Origin of the sequence: Thalassospira xiamenensis M-5 = DSM 17429 (assembly GCF_000300235.2) — a bacterium.
GTDB lineage: Bacteria > Pseudomonadota > Alphaproteobacteria > Rhodospirillales > Thalassospiraceae > Thalassospira > Thalassospira xiamenensis.
In genome coordinates this window covers 1,056,141-1,072,911 of record NZ_CP004388.1, presented here as the reverse complement: position 1 = coordinate 1,072,911, position 16,771 = coordinate 1,056,141, and the positions used below count along the sequence as shown (strand labels likewise).

At 57.8% G+C, this 16,771-nt stretch carries 23 protein-coding genes; 7 read left to right on the top strand and 16 right to left on the bottom strand.

Annotated elements, in window-relative coordinates:
* Window positions 1–86: 86 nt before the first annotated feature.
* The gene (locus TH3_RS04960) at window positions 87–1,337 is read right to left on the bottom strand and encodes a quinone-dependent dihydroorotate dehydrogenase (protein ID WP_007092318.1); all 1,251 of its coding nucleotides are present in this window, start codon (window positions 1,335–1,337) and stop codon (window positions 87–89) included.
* Window positions 1,338–1,602: 265 nt separating this feature from the next.
* The gene (locus TH3_RS04955; protein WP_007092317.1) at window positions 1,603–1,986 is read right to left on the bottom strand and encodes a winged helix-turn-helix transcriptional regulator; all 384 of its coding nucleotides are present in this window, start codon (window positions 1,984–1,986) and stop codon (window positions 1,603–1,605) included.
* Window positions 1,987–2,142: 156 nt separating this feature from the next.
* Here TH3_RS04955 and TH3_RS04950 point away from each other — a divergent pair, with 156 nt between their 5' ends.
* Both TH3_RS04950 and TH3_RS04945 read left to right on the top strand, forming a co-directional pair.
* Complete coding sequence (locus tag TH3_RS04950; protein WP_007092316.1) at window positions 2,143–3,255, top strand: NADH:flavin oxidoreductase; 1,113 nt, start codon at window positions 2,143–2,145, stop codon at window positions 3,253–3,255.
* A gap of 110 nt (window positions 3,256–3,365) precedes the next feature.
* Window positions 3,366–3,602 (top strand): DUF1413 domain-containing protein, encoded by a 237-nt coding sequence (locus TH3_RS04945; protein WP_202965959.1) that lies wholly within the window; start codon window positions 3,366–3,368, stop codon window positions 3,600–3,602.
* On the opposite strand, the gene TH3_RS04940 is transcribed toward TH3_RS04945, so the two are convergent.
* On the bottom strand, window positions 3,603–3,983 hold the full coding sequence (locus TH3_RS04940; protein WP_076519716.1) for a DUF952 domain-containing protein: 381 nt from the start codon (window positions 3,981–3,983) through the stop codon (window positions 3,603–3,605).
* 217 nt (window positions 3,984–4,200) lie between these two features.
* On the opposite strand from TH3_RS04940, the gene TH3_RS04935 reads away from it, so the two are divergent.
* Complete coding sequence (locus TH3_RS04935; protein ID WP_007092313.1) at window positions 4,201–4,515, top strand: hypothetical protein; 315 nt, start codon at window positions 4,201–4,203, stop codon at window positions 4,513–4,515.
* A gap of 14 nt (window positions 4,516–4,529) precedes the next feature.
* On the opposite strand, the gene TH3_RS04930 is transcribed toward TH3_RS04935, so the two are convergent.
* The gene (locus tag TH3_RS04930) at window positions 4,530–5,129 is read right to left on the bottom strand and encodes an exopolysaccharide biosynthesis protein (RefSeq protein WP_007092312.1); all 600 of its coding nucleotides are present in this window, start codon (window positions 5,127–5,129) and stop codon (window positions 4,530–4,532) included.
* Window positions 5,130–5,300: 171 nt separating this feature from the next.
* Between TH3_RS04930 and TH3_RS04925 the strand changes: the two genes are divergently transcribed.
* Complete coding sequence (locus TH3_RS04925; RefSeq protein WP_007092311.1) at window positions 5,301–5,579, top strand: type II toxin-antitoxin system Phd/YefM family antitoxin; 279 nt, start codon at window positions 5,301–5,303, stop codon at window positions 5,577–5,579.
* Complete coding sequence (locus TH3_RS04920; protein WP_007092310.1) at window positions 5,576–5,944, top strand: type II toxin-antitoxin system RelE/ParE family toxin; 369 nt, start codon at window positions 5,576–5,578, stop codon at window positions 5,942–5,944. Before TH3_RS04925 ends, TH3_RS04920 begins: the two co-directional genes overlap by 4 nt.
* On the opposite strand, the gene TH3_RS04915 is transcribed toward TH3_RS04920, so the two are convergent.
* From TH3_RS04915 to terL, 7 genes are all read right to left on the bottom strand, one after another.
* Entirely contained in the window at window positions 5,941–6,195 is a 255-nt protein-coding gene (locus TH3_RS04915; protein WP_139328321.1) for a hypothetical protein, read from the bottom strand. The genes TH3_RS04920 and TH3_RS04915 overlap by 4 nt on opposite strands.
* 590 nt (window positions 6,196–6,785) lie before the next feature.
* A complete protein-coding gene (locus tag TH3_RS04910; RefSeq protein ID WP_040060574.1) occupies window positions 6,786–7,244 on the bottom strand; it encodes an NUDIX hydrolase in 459 nt (152 codons plus the stop codon).
* A 138-nt stretch (window positions 7,245–7,382) separates the two neighbouring features.
* The gene (locus tag TH3_RS04905; protein ID WP_007092308.1) at window positions 7,383–7,883 is read right to left on the bottom strand and encodes a 3TM-type holin; all 501 of its coding nucleotides are present in this window, start codon (window positions 7,881–7,883) and stop codon (window positions 7,383–7,385) included.
* 20 nt (window positions 7,884–7,903) lie between these two features.
* Window positions 7,904–8,359: a cell wall hydrolase gene (locus TH3_RS04900; protein ID WP_007092307.1), complete on the bottom strand. Its 456-nt coding sequence runs from the start codon at window positions 8,357–8,359 to the stop codon at window positions 7,904–7,906.
* Between the two features lie 32 nt (window positions 8,360–8,391).
* On the bottom strand, window positions 8,392–8,685 hold the full coding sequence (locus TH3_RS04895) for a hypothetical protein (protein ID WP_040060572.1): 294 nt from the start codon (window positions 8,683–8,685) through the stop codon (window positions 8,392–8,394).
* 321 nt (window positions 8,686–9,006) lie between these two features.
* Window positions 9,007–9,318, bottom strand: coding sequence for a hypothetical protein (locus TH3_RS04890; RefSeq protein WP_007092305.1), 312 nt, complete (start codon window positions 9,316–9,318; stop codon window positions 9,007–9,009).
* Between the two features lie 276 nt (window positions 9,319–9,594).
* Complete coding sequence (terL, locus tag TH3_RS04885) at window positions 9,595–11,166, bottom strand: phage terminase large subunit (protein ID WP_007092304.1); 1,572 nt, start codon at window positions 11,164–11,166, stop codon at window positions 9,595–9,597.
* Between the two features lie 194 nt (window positions 11,167–11,360).
* Here terL and TH3_RS04880 point away from each other — a divergent pair, with 194 nt between their 5' ends.
* On the top strand, window positions 11,361–11,798 hold the full coding sequence (locus tag TH3_RS04880; RefSeq protein ID WP_007092303.1) for a GIY-YIG nuclease family protein: 438 nt from the start codon (window positions 11,361–11,363) through the stop codon (window positions 11,796–11,798).
* 295 nt (window positions 11,799–12,093) lie between these two features.
* Here TH3_RS04880 and TH3_RS04875 read toward each other — a convergent pair whose 3' ends face one another.
* Complete coding sequence (locus tag TH3_RS04875; RefSeq protein WP_007092302.1) at window positions 12,094–12,714, bottom strand: TetR/AcrR family transcriptional regulator; 621 nt, start codon at window positions 12,712–12,714, stop codon at window positions 12,094–12,096.
* Window positions 12,715–12,899: 185 nt separating this feature from the next.
* Here TH3_RS04875 and TH3_RS04870 point away from each other — a divergent pair, with 185 nt between their 5' ends.
* A complete protein-coding gene (locus tag TH3_RS04870; protein WP_007092301.1) occupies window positions 12,900–13,880 on the top strand; it encodes an alpha/beta hydrolase family protein in 981 nt (326 codons plus the stop codon).
* A gap of 183 nt (window positions 13,881–14,063) precedes the next feature.
* Here the strand turns inward: TH3_RS04870 and TH3_RS04865 are convergent, their stop codons facing one another.
* The 4 genes from TH3_RS04865 to TH3_RS04850 form a co-directional block, all read right to left on the bottom strand.
* Window positions 14,064–14,750 carry an RES family NAD+ phosphorylase gene (locus TH3_RS04865; RefSeq protein ID WP_233421843.1) on the bottom strand — a complete coding sequence of 229 codons (687 nt, stop codon included), beginning with the start codon at window positions 14,748–14,750 and terminating at the stop codon, window positions 14,064–14,066.
* On the bottom strand, window positions 14,747–15,160 hold the full coding sequence (locus TH3_RS04860) for an MbcA/ParS/Xre antitoxin family protein (protein ID WP_007092299.1): 414 nt from the start codon (window positions 15,158–15,160) through the stop codon (window positions 14,747–14,749). The genes TH3_RS04865 and TH3_RS04860 overlap by 4 nt, the downstream gene beginning before the upstream one ends.
* 271 nt (window positions 15,161–15,431) lie before the next feature.
* Window positions 15,432–16,397, bottom strand: a complete 966-nt coding sequence (locus TH3_RS04855) for a DUF2971 domain-containing protein (RefSeq protein WP_007092298.1) — start codon at window positions 16,395–16,397, stop codon at window positions 15,432–15,434.
* Between the two features lie 68 nt (window positions 16,398–16,465).
* Window positions 16,466–16,768, bottom strand: coding sequence for a hypothetical protein (locus TH3_RS04850; RefSeq protein WP_007092297.1), 303 nt, complete (start codon window positions 16,766–16,768; stop codon window positions 16,466–16,468).
* Window positions 16,769–16,771: the final 3 nt, after the last annotated feature.

Here is a 16,771-nt window from a genome sequence, read left to right as displayed (position 1 = left end):
CTTGCGGGAATGACGGGGAGCGGGAAACGAACGCTCAACCCCAAAACCGTCACTCCCGCGAACGCGGGAGTCCATGGTGCCACAAATCAATCTGTCGCCGAACCGCCCTTCGGCGCAGCCTTACTTTTCGCCGTCGGTTTCTTGGTAGCTGGCTTCTTGGCGGTCGCTTTCGCTGCGGTCGCCGGTTTGGCCTCATCTGCCTTGGCAGGTTCCGCCTTCGCCGTCACCGCCGCCTTGGCCGCGCGCGCCTCATCAACCGGAGCCTTCCGCCCGGAAATTTCCGGGAACGCCGCCCCAACCGCATCGGCAACACTGGCAAACCCATCCTTGCGCAACCGCCGTGCAAGGTCTTCCTTGATCTCGGTCACAAGCTCCAGCCCGTGATAGACAAGGGCGGAATAAAGCTGCACCAGCGACGCCCCATTAAGGATCTTCTCATAGGCATCCTTGCCCGATGCAATCCCGCCGACCCCGATCAACGGGATTTTACCCCCGGTCAGGCGGTAAAAATCGGCAAGAACCTTGGTCGAGGGCTCCATAAGCGGCGGGCCGGAAAGACCGCCCTTTTCATCCTGATCATAGGAATTAAGCCCGACCGGCCGGTCAATCGTGGTGTTTGAAACAATCATGCCATCAAGCCGGAGTTTTAACGCGACCGCAGCAATATCGGCCTTGTCTTCCTCGGTCAGGTCGGGTGCGACCTTAAGCAGCACCGGCACACCCTTGGCATGGCTATCGCGTGCTTTTAAAACCGACGTCAGAAGCGCCTCAAGCGGCCCCCGCCCCTGAAGTGCGCGCAAACCGGGCGTATTGGGCGAGGATACATTGACCACCAGATAATCGGCATAAGGGCCAAGGGCGGCAACACCCTTCACATAATCGGCCGCCGCGTCCTCGGAATATTTGTTTTTGCCAAGATTGGCACCCAGAATGCCCTTGCGCGCACGCTTGCGCAGGCGTTCGGCCACCACGGCAGCACCCTCATTGTTAAAGCCCATGCGGTTGATCACCGCCCGGTCGGAATAAAGCCGGAAGAGCCGGGGCTTGGGGTTGCCCGGTTGCGGTTCGGGGGTGACCGATCCGATTTCAACAAAGCCGAACCCGTGGGAAAGCGCCTGATTGGGGACCTCGGCATTTTTATCGAACCCGGCGGCAAGCCCGACCGGATTGGCAAATTTGCGCCCGAACACCTCTGTCTCAAGGATCGGTGTGGCATCCAGCGCATCATCGTCGCGCGGCACCAGATTGTTTTTCAGTGCGCAAATCGCAAGACCATGCGCGGTCTCCGCATCGATCCAGCGCACAACCGGCAAAACCAGTGACTTGTACCACCCCACGCGACCTGCTCCGTGCTTGTAAATACCTGCCCTGTTCTTACGCTGTGTAAGGGAACGGGGCAAGGATCAATGCCCTGAAGGCCCGCGCGACAGACACCCCGACATGATCCGCAGTCAATGCCATATGTCATATATATCTTACATTTATGGGGGAAATGCCAAAGACAACGGATTTGTCAGTTATTTCTGACATTTGCGGTTTTCCTGTCAGGCAAGAAAACCCGCGACAGCTTGTCCCCCAAGGCGGCGGTTGGGGCATGGGTTCCTAAACCCGCTCCTCCATCCGCGCATCAAACGCCGCCCGCGCCTTTTCGACTGCGTCATAGTTATCGCGCGTCCACAGATAAAGCGCCTTGAACGGCCCAACGAGCGACCGGCCAAGATCGGTGATTTCATATTCCACCGCGACCGGCGATGTCGCGATCACGTGGCGCGCGACAATGCCGTTGCGCTCAAGCTTGCGCAGCGTCTGCGTCAATGCCTTTTGCGTGATGCCTTCAAGCCCGCGCCTGATCGCGTTAAACCGCAATGGCCCATGGGCCAGCACCGCCAGAATCATCATCGACCATTTATCGGCAATCTGGTCAAAAAGCTCCCGGCTCGGACAGTTCGAGCGGAACATCTCGACCGAACATTCTTTCATTTCCATGGCATTTCCATCTCATTTCCATCTCATTTCATCCGGCCCGACGTCACGCAGGTTTCCTCAAGTATACCTGGTATATTCCGGGTGCCCGATTGACAGCAGGTATCTTCCATATATCTAGTATCCACCATACACCCAATTCCAATCGGAGAATAGCCGATGTCAAAGACCGACATTCTGTTTCAGCCCTTCAAGCTGAAAACCCTTGAGCTTCCCAACCGCATCGTCATGGCCCCCATGACCCGTTCCAAGGCACCAGACGGCATTCCGGGTGCCGCCAATGCGCAATATTACCGCAAGCGCGCCGAAGGCGGTGTCGGCCTGATCCTGTCGGAGGGTACGGTGATCAACCGCCCGTCATCACGCAATGAACCGGGCATTCCGTTCTTCCACGGGGCCGCTGCGCTAAAGGGCTGGAAGGCCGTGGTGGATGCGGTTCATGAAGCGGGCGGCAAAATGGGTCCGCAGCTTTGGCATACCGGTTCAACCCGTTCCTTCACCGGATGGGAGCCTGAAAACCCGGTCGAAAGCCCGTCTGGCCTGCTTGCCCCCAACGAGCCGCGCGGCAACACCATGACCGATGCCGACATTGCCGACACCATCGCCGCCTTCGCCCAGGCCGCGCTGGATGCCAAAAATGCAGGCTTCGATACCTTTGAAATTCACGGCGCGCATGGCTACCTGATTGATCAGTTCTTCTGGTCGGGCACCAATCTGCGCACCGATCGCTTTGGCGGCAAAACCATCCGGGAACGCGCCACCTTCGCGCGCGAAGTGGTCAGTGCGATGCGTGCTGCCGTCGGCCCGGTTTTCCCGATCATCCTGCGCGTCAGCCAATGGAAACAGCAGGACTTCGCCGCCCGTCTGGCAACAACCCCTGATGAAATGACTGATTGGCTGGGCCCACTGGTCGATGCCGGGGTGGACATTGTCCATTGCTCGCAACGCCGTTTCTGGGAGCCGGAATTCCCCGAACTGGATGGTGAGAACGGCCTGAACTTTGCTGGCTGGGTGAAAAAGCTTACCGGGGCCCCGACGATTTCGGTCGGTTCTGTCGGGCTGTCATCGGATTTCATCGGCGCGTTTTCGGGTGAAACATCCCAGAATGCCAGCCTTGATGCCCTGGTGGACCGCATGGAACGCGGCGAATTCGATCTGATCGCGGTTGGCCGTGCGCTGATCACCGATGCGGCCTGGACGGCCAAGGTCCGCGACAATCAAACCGATGCCCTGCTCGGCTTTGATCCGGCAACGCTGGGCGAACTGGTCTGATCCTGCCGATCTCAAAGGCAAAAGGGCGGTGCCATCCCGGCATCGCCCTTTCTTTATGCCCGCCTGAAAACTACCTGAAGGAAAGCCGCCCGCAAAAAAAGGAGGCCATCATGGCTCCCCTCATGGATGCCAACGAAATCACCCGCCTGCAAAGCCGCATCGCCGCCCGCGACCCCGGCACATTTCACTTTCCGGAAATCTACGGCCCCGGCTGGGATACGCTTTATATCGGCGACAAGGTCAGGATCGGGCGGGAATTTCTCAATGCGGTCCGGGCCGGTAAATTCCCCACGGTCGAGGATACCGGCCAAAAGCGGGGCGGCGGGCGCGTCTATCGCCGGGTATGATTACCCTCTGCGCATATAGTCGGGGCGCAGATCCTCGGGCAGGATATGAACCTCGTTATCATCAAGCTTAAGGTCATCAACGCGTGCGACATGCTCGACCGAAAGCTGGTCATAAAGATGCGGGAACAGCGTGCCACCGCGCGCCGGTTCCCATTTCAGCTTGTCATCGACCGCCGCGACCGGCACATGCAAAAGCCGCAATCCCCCGCGTTTCGGGTAATGCAGCGCAAGGGTTTCTGCCAGCGTATCAATCGTCGAAAAATGGATAAAACCGTCCGCAATATCATGCGGCGCACCGGCATAATGCCCGGTCGCAAGCGCTTCCGCCCACTCGTCCGAGCCCAATACGCGGTAAATCATGGTGTGTGATGAATTTGTCATCCGGGGAAAATAAGGTCGCCTGGCCCGTTCGGCAAGCAGGCGAAATGCCAAAGCACAAAAAAACCGGTTTTGTGCTTTTTCTCTCTTGCCTCTCGCGCGAAAAACCTATACCGATGAGGAAATACAAGATACTTATGTATAGTTAAATTATACCAACTAAAATCATCCGGCAAAATCAGAAGACCAGACCACCAAACCGGACACGAGCACGCAGAACATGACGACCAGACAGGCCCGACGCGCCCCTGTAGACCTTCCCGACACCACCCGCCAATGGGTTTCAAATGATCAGGCCCCGAAACCGGCCGCCTTCCGTCGCGGCTCGCTGGGCCACGTTACACAGAACCAGCGCCGCCCGGCGACAGAGATCATCGACATTCACAAGGATTTCCGCGCTTTCGGCGGTCCGAATGTGCCCAACATCTGGCCCAACGCTCACCTGCCCCGGCTTGTCGCCCGCCTGATTGCGGCAATCGGCACCGCCTGCGTCCTGTTTTATCTTTATAGCGAACTGGCCCGGATCGCATCCTGATCCACCTCATCACCTCACACCGCCGCCAGCAGCACCCACACCAGTCCCGCCATTGATGTCAGCGAAATAAATATCGCGGCCAGCATCAGCGCCCCGTCGCGCACAAGGATCGCAAGCCCGAAGGCGGCAATCGCACTCATCGGCGCCATCCCGGCAAACGGCACCATTTCAAAAAACGGCACCAATGCCGCCAGCAGCACACAGACAAGGGCCGCCACCCGCACCCCATGCCGCCCGGTCAATCCCGGCAACCGCCCGTAAAACCAGCGATCAAGCTTCTCGGCAACCGGTTCGATCCGCGCCATCGCATCGGCGACCTTCGCCCCGTCAAACGACCGGCGGCCAAGGATATCGGGCAACCATAAATGCGACCGCCCCAGAACGATCTGAATGGCAAACACGGCCACAATCACCGCAAGGATCGCGGGCACCATCGGAATCCCCGATAGGGGTGTGACCCCGATCAATCCGGGCACGAACAAAAACGGCCCGTAACTTCGCCGCCCCAGCACGGAGACCATATCATCAACCGAAACCGTCCGCTGCCCCGCCGCCGCCCGATCCCGTATCCGCGCGACAATCTCGCCCACGGAAACCGGTTCTGCGTCCGTCATGCCAAATCCTTTTGCCTGTGTGCCAAATGATGTTGCCTTTGCAACGCGGGGCGGGCGGGTTTGTTTCAGGGTGGGCTAAGCCCGCATTGACGTTTCACCGGGAATTTCCATCGCACCACCACGAAAAACATGCTAAATTCGCATTCAATTCGATGCTTTAAAGGTGCAAATATGGATATCACCAAGGATATTCGCCCGCTGACCGAATTCAAACGCGATACGGCGACCTTCACCAAACGCCTGCGTGAAACGCAGCAACCCGCGATCCTGACCGTCAATGGCAAGGCGTCTGTGGTGGTCATGGATGCCAAGGCATGGCAGGACATGCAAAATCGTCTGGAATATAACGAGACGGTCGCGGGCATCCGCACAGGCCTGAATCAGATTGCCGACGGTCAGGGACAGGACGCGGAAAGCTTCTTTAACGACCTCTCCACCCGGCATAAATGAAGCATTATCGGGTCGTCATATCGCCCAAGGCCGTCGCGGATATCATTGCGGCCTATGACTGGCTGCATGAAGAAAACCCGCTCTATGCCTATCGGTGGCGGGATGGCTTGCAAGAAGCTGTAATGAACCTGAAAACCTTCCCATTTGCCCACGCAATTGCCCCGGAAAGTAACGCCTTCGATAGTGAAATCCGGCAATTGCTCTATGGGCGCGGAACGCCTTGGCGGGTGTTTTATTGTGTCGAGGAAGAACAGGTTTCAATCCTGCATGTTCGGCATGGGCGGCAGGATTATTGGCAAACCGAGAATCAAAAAAAAATATCGGAAAAGCCTGCTTTATCTTCTGAAACGGGCCATATCATTTAGATGGTTTCACCCGCCACAATTAATGTCGACACACTATCCAACCCTTCAAGTATTCGAACTTTCGCAAGCTCAACATCTGCAACTAATCTTGAGGTGGCTTCGACATTCTCTCCCAGGACACAGATCATCTGCTCCCCTGATTTCAGTCGTGAAACAATGCACAGAGCTTCAGTTTCCAGAACTCGTTCTAACGCTAGGTTCAAAGTAGCTGTCATTGATCCAACGTGATTACGAAGAGTCACAGGTTCCATTGCACCCTCATCAGAAAAAGAAACAGATCAAGAACAAACCTTTAAAACATTTAAAATCAACAACTTAAACAGAATGAAAAACTTTGACGAGTGGCATACCTTCGGATAGCATCTTAATTGAGGCAGACAAAATAAAGGCGACCTCTGCTGGAACAGAGATCGCCTGAAAATTGCTTCCTCAAGTCAGATTTGCCTCGAGGTTGCGCTTTTTGAAGACCACAAAGTTATCAATTGTGGAGCAACGGTTCAAGGCAGATCGAGCAACAGCCAACAACGGAGATTGAAAATGGCTAAAAAACCAAGCTCGAAAAGTTCCTCATCAACCGGTAAGGCACGTAGCGCCGAGAGTGGGCGTTACGTGACTAAAGAGTACGCAAAGAGACATCCTAAGACGACCGTAGTTGAGAAAAAATAACTACTCTATTGAAGGGAGTGCTTTGAGAGCACTCCCTTCTTTTGATTTGCCCACTCTTCTTGTCGCACTCCGCTTCATCACGACCCCCCCCACACACACAACGCCCAGATCAGAATGGTATTGGCCTAGGGTGCAATAACCACCAAAGCCTGACGCGGCGTGAGGATATTGGTAATCATGCCCCCTCCTCCATAACACCCGCCGCCTTCCGCGCCACCCACGCCACATCCTGACTCAGCTCAAGCCCGCCTTCCTCAAGCCCGGCAACCGGGAACCAGCCCGCATCCAGCGCATCATCCCCCGCAACCGGCTCCCCACCATTCCAGCGGCACAGCATCGCAATCAGGATGAAATGGCGTTTAACCTGCCCGTCCGCATCACGATCAAAGGCATCAAGGGCCGTCAAAACACCGATGGCTTCCGCCGAAATACCGGTTTCCTCGTGAAGTTCGCGTAACGCGGCCTGTGCAAGGGTTTCGCCCGCCTCGATCTTGCCGCCGGGATATCCCCACATGCCCTGATCGGGCGGATTGGCGCGGCGCACCAGCAAAACCTGCTGATCGCGCACGACAACGGCAATTGTCGCCGCAATCGGCCGTGATGGTAAATGCAATGACGACGTTTGATCAGACATGGCGGCCTCGTCTGCGGAGGCCAGCAAAATCTCAAGCCCCCTGTTAGCCCCCTGGGTGGTGTTTTCGATCATATCAGCCACACCACCCGAAACAACCCGCAATCACCGCCGCAAACAGGCCACCACCCCGTCACCCCGTCACGCGCCACCCTCCCCGATCTTCTTATCCGCACTCCGCTTCACCACACTGACCCCCAAAACGCCCAGCGCAATGCCCCAGATCGGGCTGGTATTGACCAATGCCGCGATAATCGCCGGGGCCTGAAGCGGCGTTAAGATGATGGCGGCCGCAATTGATCCCATGGTCATGATCCAGGTGAGTGCCACCGCATAGCCAAAGCTCGGTCGCCAGCGGCGCACAAACGCATCCTCGCTTTGTACCTCGGCCCGGATGGTGCGGTTGACGGTTGCCAGAACGCTCCGGTCCCGCGAAAGCTCGATTTCCGCCATGCGTTCGGAATGGCGGTTGGCCTCGATGATCTGGGCGGGCGTGACATCGCCCTTGGTCACCGCATCCCCCACCTGTTTAAGCCCCTCGGCCGCGGTTTTCGCGACCGGATGATCAATGGTTTCAAGCCCCGCCCCGACCGCCTTCATCAAAAGCGGCAGGCCGATCTGCGCCAGTAATGCTGGTATCATGTGATACCTCCCCGTTTGAATTAACCGATGTTTTTGAAAAACAGATGCCCGCCAATCTCGGCCACCGGCACCTGTCCGCGCGCCCAATAGGGATCAACCGCATGGGTGTGATAATGCGTCGCCCCCTGGGTCATGTCGGCAATCTCCCCGGCCAATGCCCGTGTCGCCACCCGTTTGCACAGCCGGTATGCCGGGTCGCGCGCACTGAGCTTAAGCAACTTCACCCGGTTCGGATCGCCCGCGTTCCAGCAGGAAAACTGCCCCGGTTTCAGGCACACCTGCGACACCGTATTGCCCCACCAATAGCGCCCGCGCGCTTTGGCAAATGCCACCCGGTTCAGGATCACGCAGGCCACCGCCTCGATCCCCGGCAAACCCTCGCCGCGCGCCTCACCATAAAGCGTCCTTGCCAGCACCTCGGCGACCGGCAATTCCTGCGGGTCGGCAACGGCTTCCATCATCAGAACATCATTCATCGCTGTTTCCTTTCTAGGGTTCAAAACCGGCCTCACGCTGCCGGTACATTGTGATCAAGCTTCGCCTCGATCCGCAGCAGATGCGCGGTCAGGCGTTTTTCAATATCCTTGAGGTACGGGATCGAAACGTAGTTTCGCGCCACATCGAGCTTGAAGTCCGCCAAGCCATCGCGAAGCGCGATCATCTCCGCGTCATGACCCTCGCGCTGGCTTTCCAGCCGCGCCGAAAGCTCGCCCCGCATCCGCCAGTTCAGCCAGAAAAGCCCCGCCACGGCGGGAATTTCCACCGCCGTAATCCACCAGATCAGATCAACCGGTCCGCTCATCACATCCTCCTGCCCCTTTGCATGAATCGCCCATGAAAAAGGGCCCGCATCGGAAATGCGGACCCACATGAAATTTTACCAAGCCGCCCGCCCCCTCTCCCGCCCCGGCACAAAAAAGACCCGCAAACCGAAAGGCTTGCGGGTCAGTCAAGGAGGTCACTCATCAAAACCAGATAAGATAGGATCAGCCGTCGTCTCAATCGTCCCGATTGTCTTCGTCTCAGTCATCCGTCAATGGTCACCAGCCGGGTCCGCAAGCACCCACCGGGAGGATAGGGTCGGTTGCGGGGCTGGTGTCTCGGTCCGGGGCGCGCCGAAAATTCAGGCGTGCGGCCCGTTAAACTTTACCTCAAGCTCCTGCCACGCCTCGCCCGATGCCACAAGGCAGCTTGCCCCGTTGGGCGAGGTAAACAGGATGGTCCATGTCTTGCCATCGGGGGCTTTCAGCACCTCGATCACGCCGCCATTGGCGGTCACGCCAACCGCAACCGGTTCCTCGGAATATTTCGCGCTCAGGCTGTTGATCACCTTGGTGCGGTCGCCGCAAACCGGCGATACGGTCTGCGCCGTAACCGGACTGGCAAGGGTGATGCCACCGGTCATTACGGCAATCAGGCTTACAGTTTTCCACATGGTCAGGCCCTCCTTTAAGGGACAGGCAGTGCGGTGCGCCCGGGATGAACGGCAGGGGCGTCTTGTGTTCCGGCACTGCTAAATTGACCAACGCCGCGCCTTGCGGCAACAAACCCGTATCGGCTCAAAGGATGCAAATTATTCCTTTGTATAGTTAATTTTCGCAATTACTATTCAATCATATAGTTAAGGTAATCACGAATATTGAATTTTCCATGAATTTCTCGATTTTGTGATCGACGGATTGCATAAGCATTTGTGAATTCACGAAACTTTTTAGGGCTGAAACCCGTTTCGCGCCGAAAAAGCCGCCCCGGCAGGCCGCCAGTCGCCCCCGGACCGGGCTTTTTCCACCCGCGGCAGGCGCACCGGCTCATGGATCAGGCAGCCCGCCACCGCATCAAGCCCGTCATCATGCTGGCCTGCTTTGCCCTTCCCGCGCCCCCGTCCCTCGCCGGGTCGCCATTCGCGCATTTCACGGATGAACGGCGTTTGCCAGATACGCGCATGCGCATGCAGCAACCCCGCACTCAACACCGCCCCAAATGCATCCTCGATCCGCGCGTCCTTGTTTTTCGCCTCGTGATGCTCCACCACACTTGCCGCCCAGTCGGCCTGCTTTAAGGCGCGACGCAGGATATTGGGCAAAAACCGCCCGACGCCATTGGTCTCGACCCGCACCGACGGCAAATGGTTCTGCCGGATGAATGCTGCGGCCTTGGCACAAATCTGGCTGGCTTCATCGGCCTCATGCAGGCGTGCCGGATCAAATGTCAGCCACGCCATATCATGCAGCCAGTATTCCCCCCGCTCGCAGACATAAACGCACGCAATCACCGCGCCATCACCCCCCTTTGCGCTCCCATATGCGCCACCAGGTAAGCCCCCACCGGCCCCAAAACTCGGATCAAAATGGCATGCGCCCGCCACCATCCGCCGCCCCGCAATCGACAGCCGAAGCACCCCGTTGGCCTGCTCGATCACCGCATCATCGCCATAACGGTGCAACCGGGCCGGGTCGAGGATGCCGTCACTGGGGGCCAGCATCTCCAGCATCATCTGGCTGGCAAATTTCCGCTCCCCGGTATGGGTGCGGATTTCCTCGATCTTGGTGATCGGAAACCGGTCTGGCCAGTTCGATTGCCCCTGTTCATCCAGGATCGGCAGGCAGAACCGCTCAAACCCCGCCAGAAACGGTGCAGCCTCCCCGGTTTCGGCCCGGATTTCATCGGCATAGATCGAATAATAGCTATGTGGGGTTCCGACATAAATCTGCGTGCCATCGGGCGACAGCACATAGGCAATCTCGCCCAGTTTCTCGCGCAATTCGGCGCGTTTATGGGCGCTATCGCTGTTTTTGGGCACCTCGACATCATCGCAAATCACCACATCGGCGCGCGACCCGGTGATATTGCCGCCAATTCCCGCCGCCTGCATCGACGGATCCCGCAATACGCCCGGTCGCTCGACCGTAAAACGCTGCGTGCCCCAATCGACCCGCTTTTCGGGCAGAAGCCCCGCCAGCAACGGATGGCGTTCGATCACGCGCTTGACATTGCGAACCATCTTTTTCGCCAGTCCCAGATCGGCCGCCAGCACCAGAATGCGCAAATCCGCATCGCGATACAAAAGCCACGCGCAAAACAGCCCGACCAGTGTTGATTTGCCCGAATTGCGAAACGCCATCAGCAAAAGCTGCCCCTTCCCCGCCGTCCAGCACGCCTCAAGCCACGCCGCCATATCGCGATGATGCCCCGGCATCCCAAGCCCCATCATCGCATTCCAGATCCAGACAAATTCGCCAAACCCGGCACATCTCGCCCGCCCCCGATCAATCACCTGCGCCATGCCCGATCCCCTCACCATCCAACCCGCTGCACCCTGGACTCCCGCTTTCGCGGGAGTGACGAATGTGTCGAAAGCCCATCCCCAAAACCGTCATTCCCGCGCACGCGGGAATCCAGTCCTTGCGGGCCACGTCCTCTACCCCAACCACCGAACCCTCAGCACGATGGACTCCCGCCTTCGCGGGAGTGACGAATGTGTCGAAAGCCCATCCCCAAAGCCGTCATTCCCGCGAACGCGGGAATCCAGTCTTTCGTGCCGAGACCTCCACCCCCGCAACCAAAACCACCCATCGGCATCACCAAAAGCTCCGTCATCTGGCCAAATCCTGCTATCCTCCGGCGATGAAACAGCCCTGCGTCTATATCCTTGCCAGCAACCGCAACGGCACGCTTTACATCGGCGTCACCGCCGATCTGCGCGCCCGCATCTGGCAACATCGCACTGGCACGGATAAGGGCTTCACCCAACGTTACAATGTCGGGCAACTCGTGCATTTTGAACTGTATGACAGCATGGAAAACGCCATTTTGCGCGAAAAGCGCCTTAAAAAATGGCGCCGCGCCTGGAAGCTCGACCTGATCGAAAAACACAATCCCGACTGGAACGACCTGTTCGATAGCCTGAACGCATAAGCGTCGATAAACTCTCTTCCGTCATTCTTGCGAACGCGGGAATCCAGCCCTTCGCGCCGCAGCCTCAAAACCTTCCACCGGACCCGCTGCCCGATGGACTCCCGCCTGCGCGGGAGTGACAAACGGGTGGAAATCGTATCTCAATAAACCGTCATTCCCGCGAAGGCGGGACTCCAGTCCTTCGTGCCACAGCCTCAAAACCATCCACCGAACCTGCAAGCCCCATGGACTCCCGCCTGCGCGGGAGTGACGACAGAGTGGAAAAAACCTTCGCGCAAAACCGAAGGCCTCCGCCCTACTGCCCCGCCTTCACCGCCCCAAACCGCAAGCCATCCACCAGAAGCTCCACCATGCTGCGCGTATGCGCCGCCCCCGCTTCGTCGCCAACCCCGGCGACCGAAAGGTTGCCGATCGCGCGCAAAAGGTCATAGGCGGCAATATCGCGCCGTACCTCGCCCGCTGCCGCAGCAGCTTCCAGAAGCGATGTCAGAACCGGCTCGAACTTCGCGCGAAAATAATCGGGCAGCGCATCAAACGCCGGATCGCCGGAATGCAATGCCGCCGCCAGCCCCTTTTTGGTCGCGATAAAATCGGTATAGCGGTTAAGCCAGCGCACCAGCGCCTCGCCGGGCGGATAGTCCGCCGCAAGCGTTTCTGCGGTTGCCGCACAGGCATCCACCTCCCGCCTGAAAACCGCCGCCACAAGGTCCGACCGGGTTGGAAAACGGCGATACAACGTCCCCACCCCAACCCCGGCCTTCGTGGCAATTTCGCGCACCGGCGCATCCACGCCCGCGGTCGCAAAAACCGCCTTGGCCGCCTCCAGCACCGCGTCCTCGTTACGCTGGGCATCGGCCCGCACCCGCCGTTTCGTTGCCTTGCCTTCAAGGTCATGTTTTGTCGGGTCGTCTGTCACTCAAATCTTCCCTGTTGTAGCAGGCCCAAAGACCCCGCACGCAATTACCCTTGATACGCGGAACAACGTTCCGTATATACAGTTCATCAAGTGGAACAAAGTTCCGTTTATCATCGGATCAACGTTCCGTTTTTCTATATAGGCGAAGCCCCCGACCTTCGCCAAGCAAAACAAGGCACCAAGTCATGAACAATCTGCTTACCGATACCCGCCATATCCCGACCGGCCCGTCCTTTTCGACCCTGTGCCTCAATCCCGTCACCCTTCCGGCCCCGGATCGCGGGTTGCCGCTTGACCTGCGCATCACCGCGCCGCTCACCCCGCCCTCGAATGATCGGGACCTTCCGATCCTTCTGCTGTCGCACGGGCATGGGCCGTCGCTTTATATCCCGTCGAAGGATGGTTACGCGCCGCTTGCGAATTTCTATGCCGCACACGGCTTTGTCGTGATCCAGCCGACCCATGGCAATTCCAAGGTCGCCGGCCTTCCGGCCGATGCACCGGGCGCGCCGTTTTTCTGGCGCTCGCGCGTGCTTGATATGAAACTCATTCTGGATCAGCTTGACGCAATAGAGGACCAGTTCCCCGCCATCTCCGGACGGCTGGATCGCAACAAAATCGCTGCCATCGGCCATTCGCTGGGCGGGCAGACCGTCGGTATGCTGCTTGGTGCCCGTCTGACCGATATCAACGACCCGGCCGCACAGAATGTCGATCTGATCGAACCGCGCATCAGGGCCGGTGTTCTGCTGGCCGCCCCCGGCAAGGGCGGGGATAGCCTCAGCGACTTTGCACGTGCAAACTACACATCGCTCAACCCCGATTTCAGCCACCTGACGACAAAAACCCTCGTCGTTGCCGGCGATGCCGATGACAACCCGCACCTGACGACGCGTGGCCCCGCCTGGCACACCGACCCGTTCCACTACAGCCCCGGTGCCGATGCCCTGCTGACCCTGATTGGCGGCAAACATGGCCTTGGCGGCATTGCCGGATATGATGCAAAGGAAACCGACGACGAAGACCCCGACCGCCTTGCCATCACCCAACGCATGACGCTGGCCTACCTCAAATCAGCCCTTGATCCGGCTGATACGTCATGGGCGGACGCCGCCAAAGCCCTTGCCGATCACGCCCCGTCACATGCCCATGTCACGCTCAAATAACGCCTGAAACCGGCTGGCTGCACCACGAAACGGTGCAGCCACCGCGCCAACCGCCCCATGGACTCCCGCCTGCGCGGGAGTGACGATGTTGTAGCACTCTGCCTCCTCCGTCATTCCCGCGCACGCGGGAATCCAGTCCTCCGCGCAGCAACCTCACAACCACCCGGCTTTACAAAACCCGCCCTAAATCACCCGCCAAGTCTCCCCACTGGCAAGGTTGCGAACATAATCGACCGCCTCCCCGTTCCAGTGATAGGAAAAATGATCGCCCTGCACGGGGATCGGCACCACATCGGGCCAGAACGCCGCAATGCAATGCCCGCCGTCAAACCGCACACTCGGCCAGTAAATCCCGTCCGATCCCGCCGCCCGCCGTTCCGCGCCAAATTTCTGCGATGCGCTATAATCATCGGGGTCCAGCAAATCCGCCCGATCGCTGACATCATCAAACACATGATCGATCCGCCCGACCAGCTCGCGAAACTGCGATGTCCAGCCGGGTTCCTCATCGGTCGCCCGCATCATCCGTGCATGGTGATGCACGGTTTCGGCAATCGCCACAGACCGGCGATCCCCCGCGTAATAAAGCCCGTATGTGCCATCGGAAAACCGGCCGGGGCGATAGGGCGAACAATGAACAAACGGTGCCATCACATAACTCGCTCCCGGCCCCGATACCCGGCGTTCGACCGGCACCTTGGCCAGATTGCCGATACTGTCACGAATGCGCGGGTTCATCTTGGCCTCCGCCGATGCCAGGGCCTCCCAATCGGCGGGATCGGCGATGTCTTCAAACAGGTCAATCGGCGGATAGATCGACCGGATGATCCGCACGCATTGCGGCCACGCAACATGCCTGCTCCTGCTCACCAGCCGCCGCGCTCCGCATCAAGGTAACTTCGAATATCGGCAATATCCATGATCTCGCCGCGCAACATGATCTCAAGCGCAGATTGCCCGCCAAACGCCGCATTGGGCTTGCGGATCCAGGCATAACCGCGCGCCGGTTCACGAAACAGGTACCGCAATCCTTTGTGAATCCCGATCAGCATCGCCATGCGCGTACGCAAATCACGATCAATCCGCCCGATATCCTTCTTCTTCCACCGCGCCCATGTGCGCGCGGGCATATCGCCCAGCAAAACGCGCGCTTCCTGATCGCTCAGATCCCAGACACCAAACAGATTAACCGTGGCGCGCGCCAGCGCCGCCGCCTCATCCTCGGTAATCGCCGCCCGATCCGGCCGCGCCCCGGTCGGCTCCACAATCGCGAATTCCATCGCACACCTCCATTTGGCATCAATATAGCATTTTTATGCCAAATGGCAAACAACCGGATAACAAAACCAAGCACCGCACCCGCAGCCCCATGGACTCCCGCCTGCGCGGGAGTGACGAACGGATGGAAAGACCTTACCTACCCCAAAAAAAACCGTCATTCCCGCGAACGCGGGAATCCAGTCAGCCGTGCCGCTACACGCCGCACGTCATGTCATGTCGATAAAACCGGAAAATTTCGACACGTTCTTTGGATGTGTCGATGCAATCAACTCATTCGAAGTTATCAAGCGCCTCGTGATCAGAAGCTGGACCAAACGCATCTTCAACATCGCGAGAACGTCTCGGGAAATATACGTTCATTTCATCAAAATCTAGTTCACGTTTCTTAAGCTCAAATGACGGGCGGCTTTCCCTCATTTCATAGAACATGACCTTCCGGGAACGCTTTGCCATAGCCGTTGCGAGTGAAAACTTAACTTCAGCGCTGCACCGCAATCCAAAAATTACTTCTTCCAGCTCAAGTGGATTTCGGGCCAAACCGCGCTCTCCAATTAACCGCCATTCATTTTCATACTTCCAATCAGGTGCCTTCCGCAGAAGAACCGCACCATCGACCCGCTGTTTTGCAGCGTTGTCTCCTGCCAGCATTGCAGCAACGTCGCTCGCTTTAACTAATCGATTCTTATCGTATTCAACTTTTCGAATACCCCCGGAGACATCCACAGGAACTGAATAACCAAGGCAAATTCCAGTGTGTTGGCCCCCGTAATGGCTCCACATTAATGGACAGTCTGAACGCTCAGCTAAACAAAAGATTCCCGCTTCATATCTTTTCAGTAGTTCACTCTCGATTTCTGTGGCTAGCAGAGTACTAAGGGCATTTGGGTCGTCAAAATCCGGATTGCTCGCATGATATAAAACGTCTGAGATTGCGCGATTTGCAGCACTAGTACTTTGCTTGAATATATGGCTAATGGTTTTTGGCCCTTTATATTTCAAGGCTTTTGCCGCCGCCGCCATTTCACCTTCTCGACGCTGATTTACAAGTTGCCCCAACAAATCTTTAAGATGAGAAGCAGGCAAATCTGCTGTCAAGCAAGGCTTGGCATCCAAAGGGTCGTTAAACGTTGACGGGTCAGCAAAAAACAACTCATCCGACACAAGCGCCTGAACTGTCAAATCACTGAATGCTCGGTATTTGTAAAGGCGGTCCGGTATTTCGATATTCGGCTTCAAAACCAATCTCCCGCTACAATTCGCCCTCTAAAAGTAGGGAATTCTGATTTACTTGAATATCAATCTTTTTACCCCGCCAACGCCCCCCTTGCCTCCGCAATCAGCTTCCTGATCTCCGCCTCCTCCATCGCGGGCGACTTTGCCTTGTCATTCTCCGCCGCATCGGGGCCGGACGCCCAGCGCAGCAGCTTGATCAATCCTTCCAGATGCGAAAGCCCCGCCTTGCACGCCGTTTGATGGGCGGCAAAACTTTTGGCGTCCATTTTAAGGGCTGCGGCCTGCGCCATCCGGCGATAGGCATTGCGCGCACGGCTGATATCGCCGGGCAGGCTTTGCAAAAGCTCTGCCCGCACCGTATCAAGTTCCTCCATCCT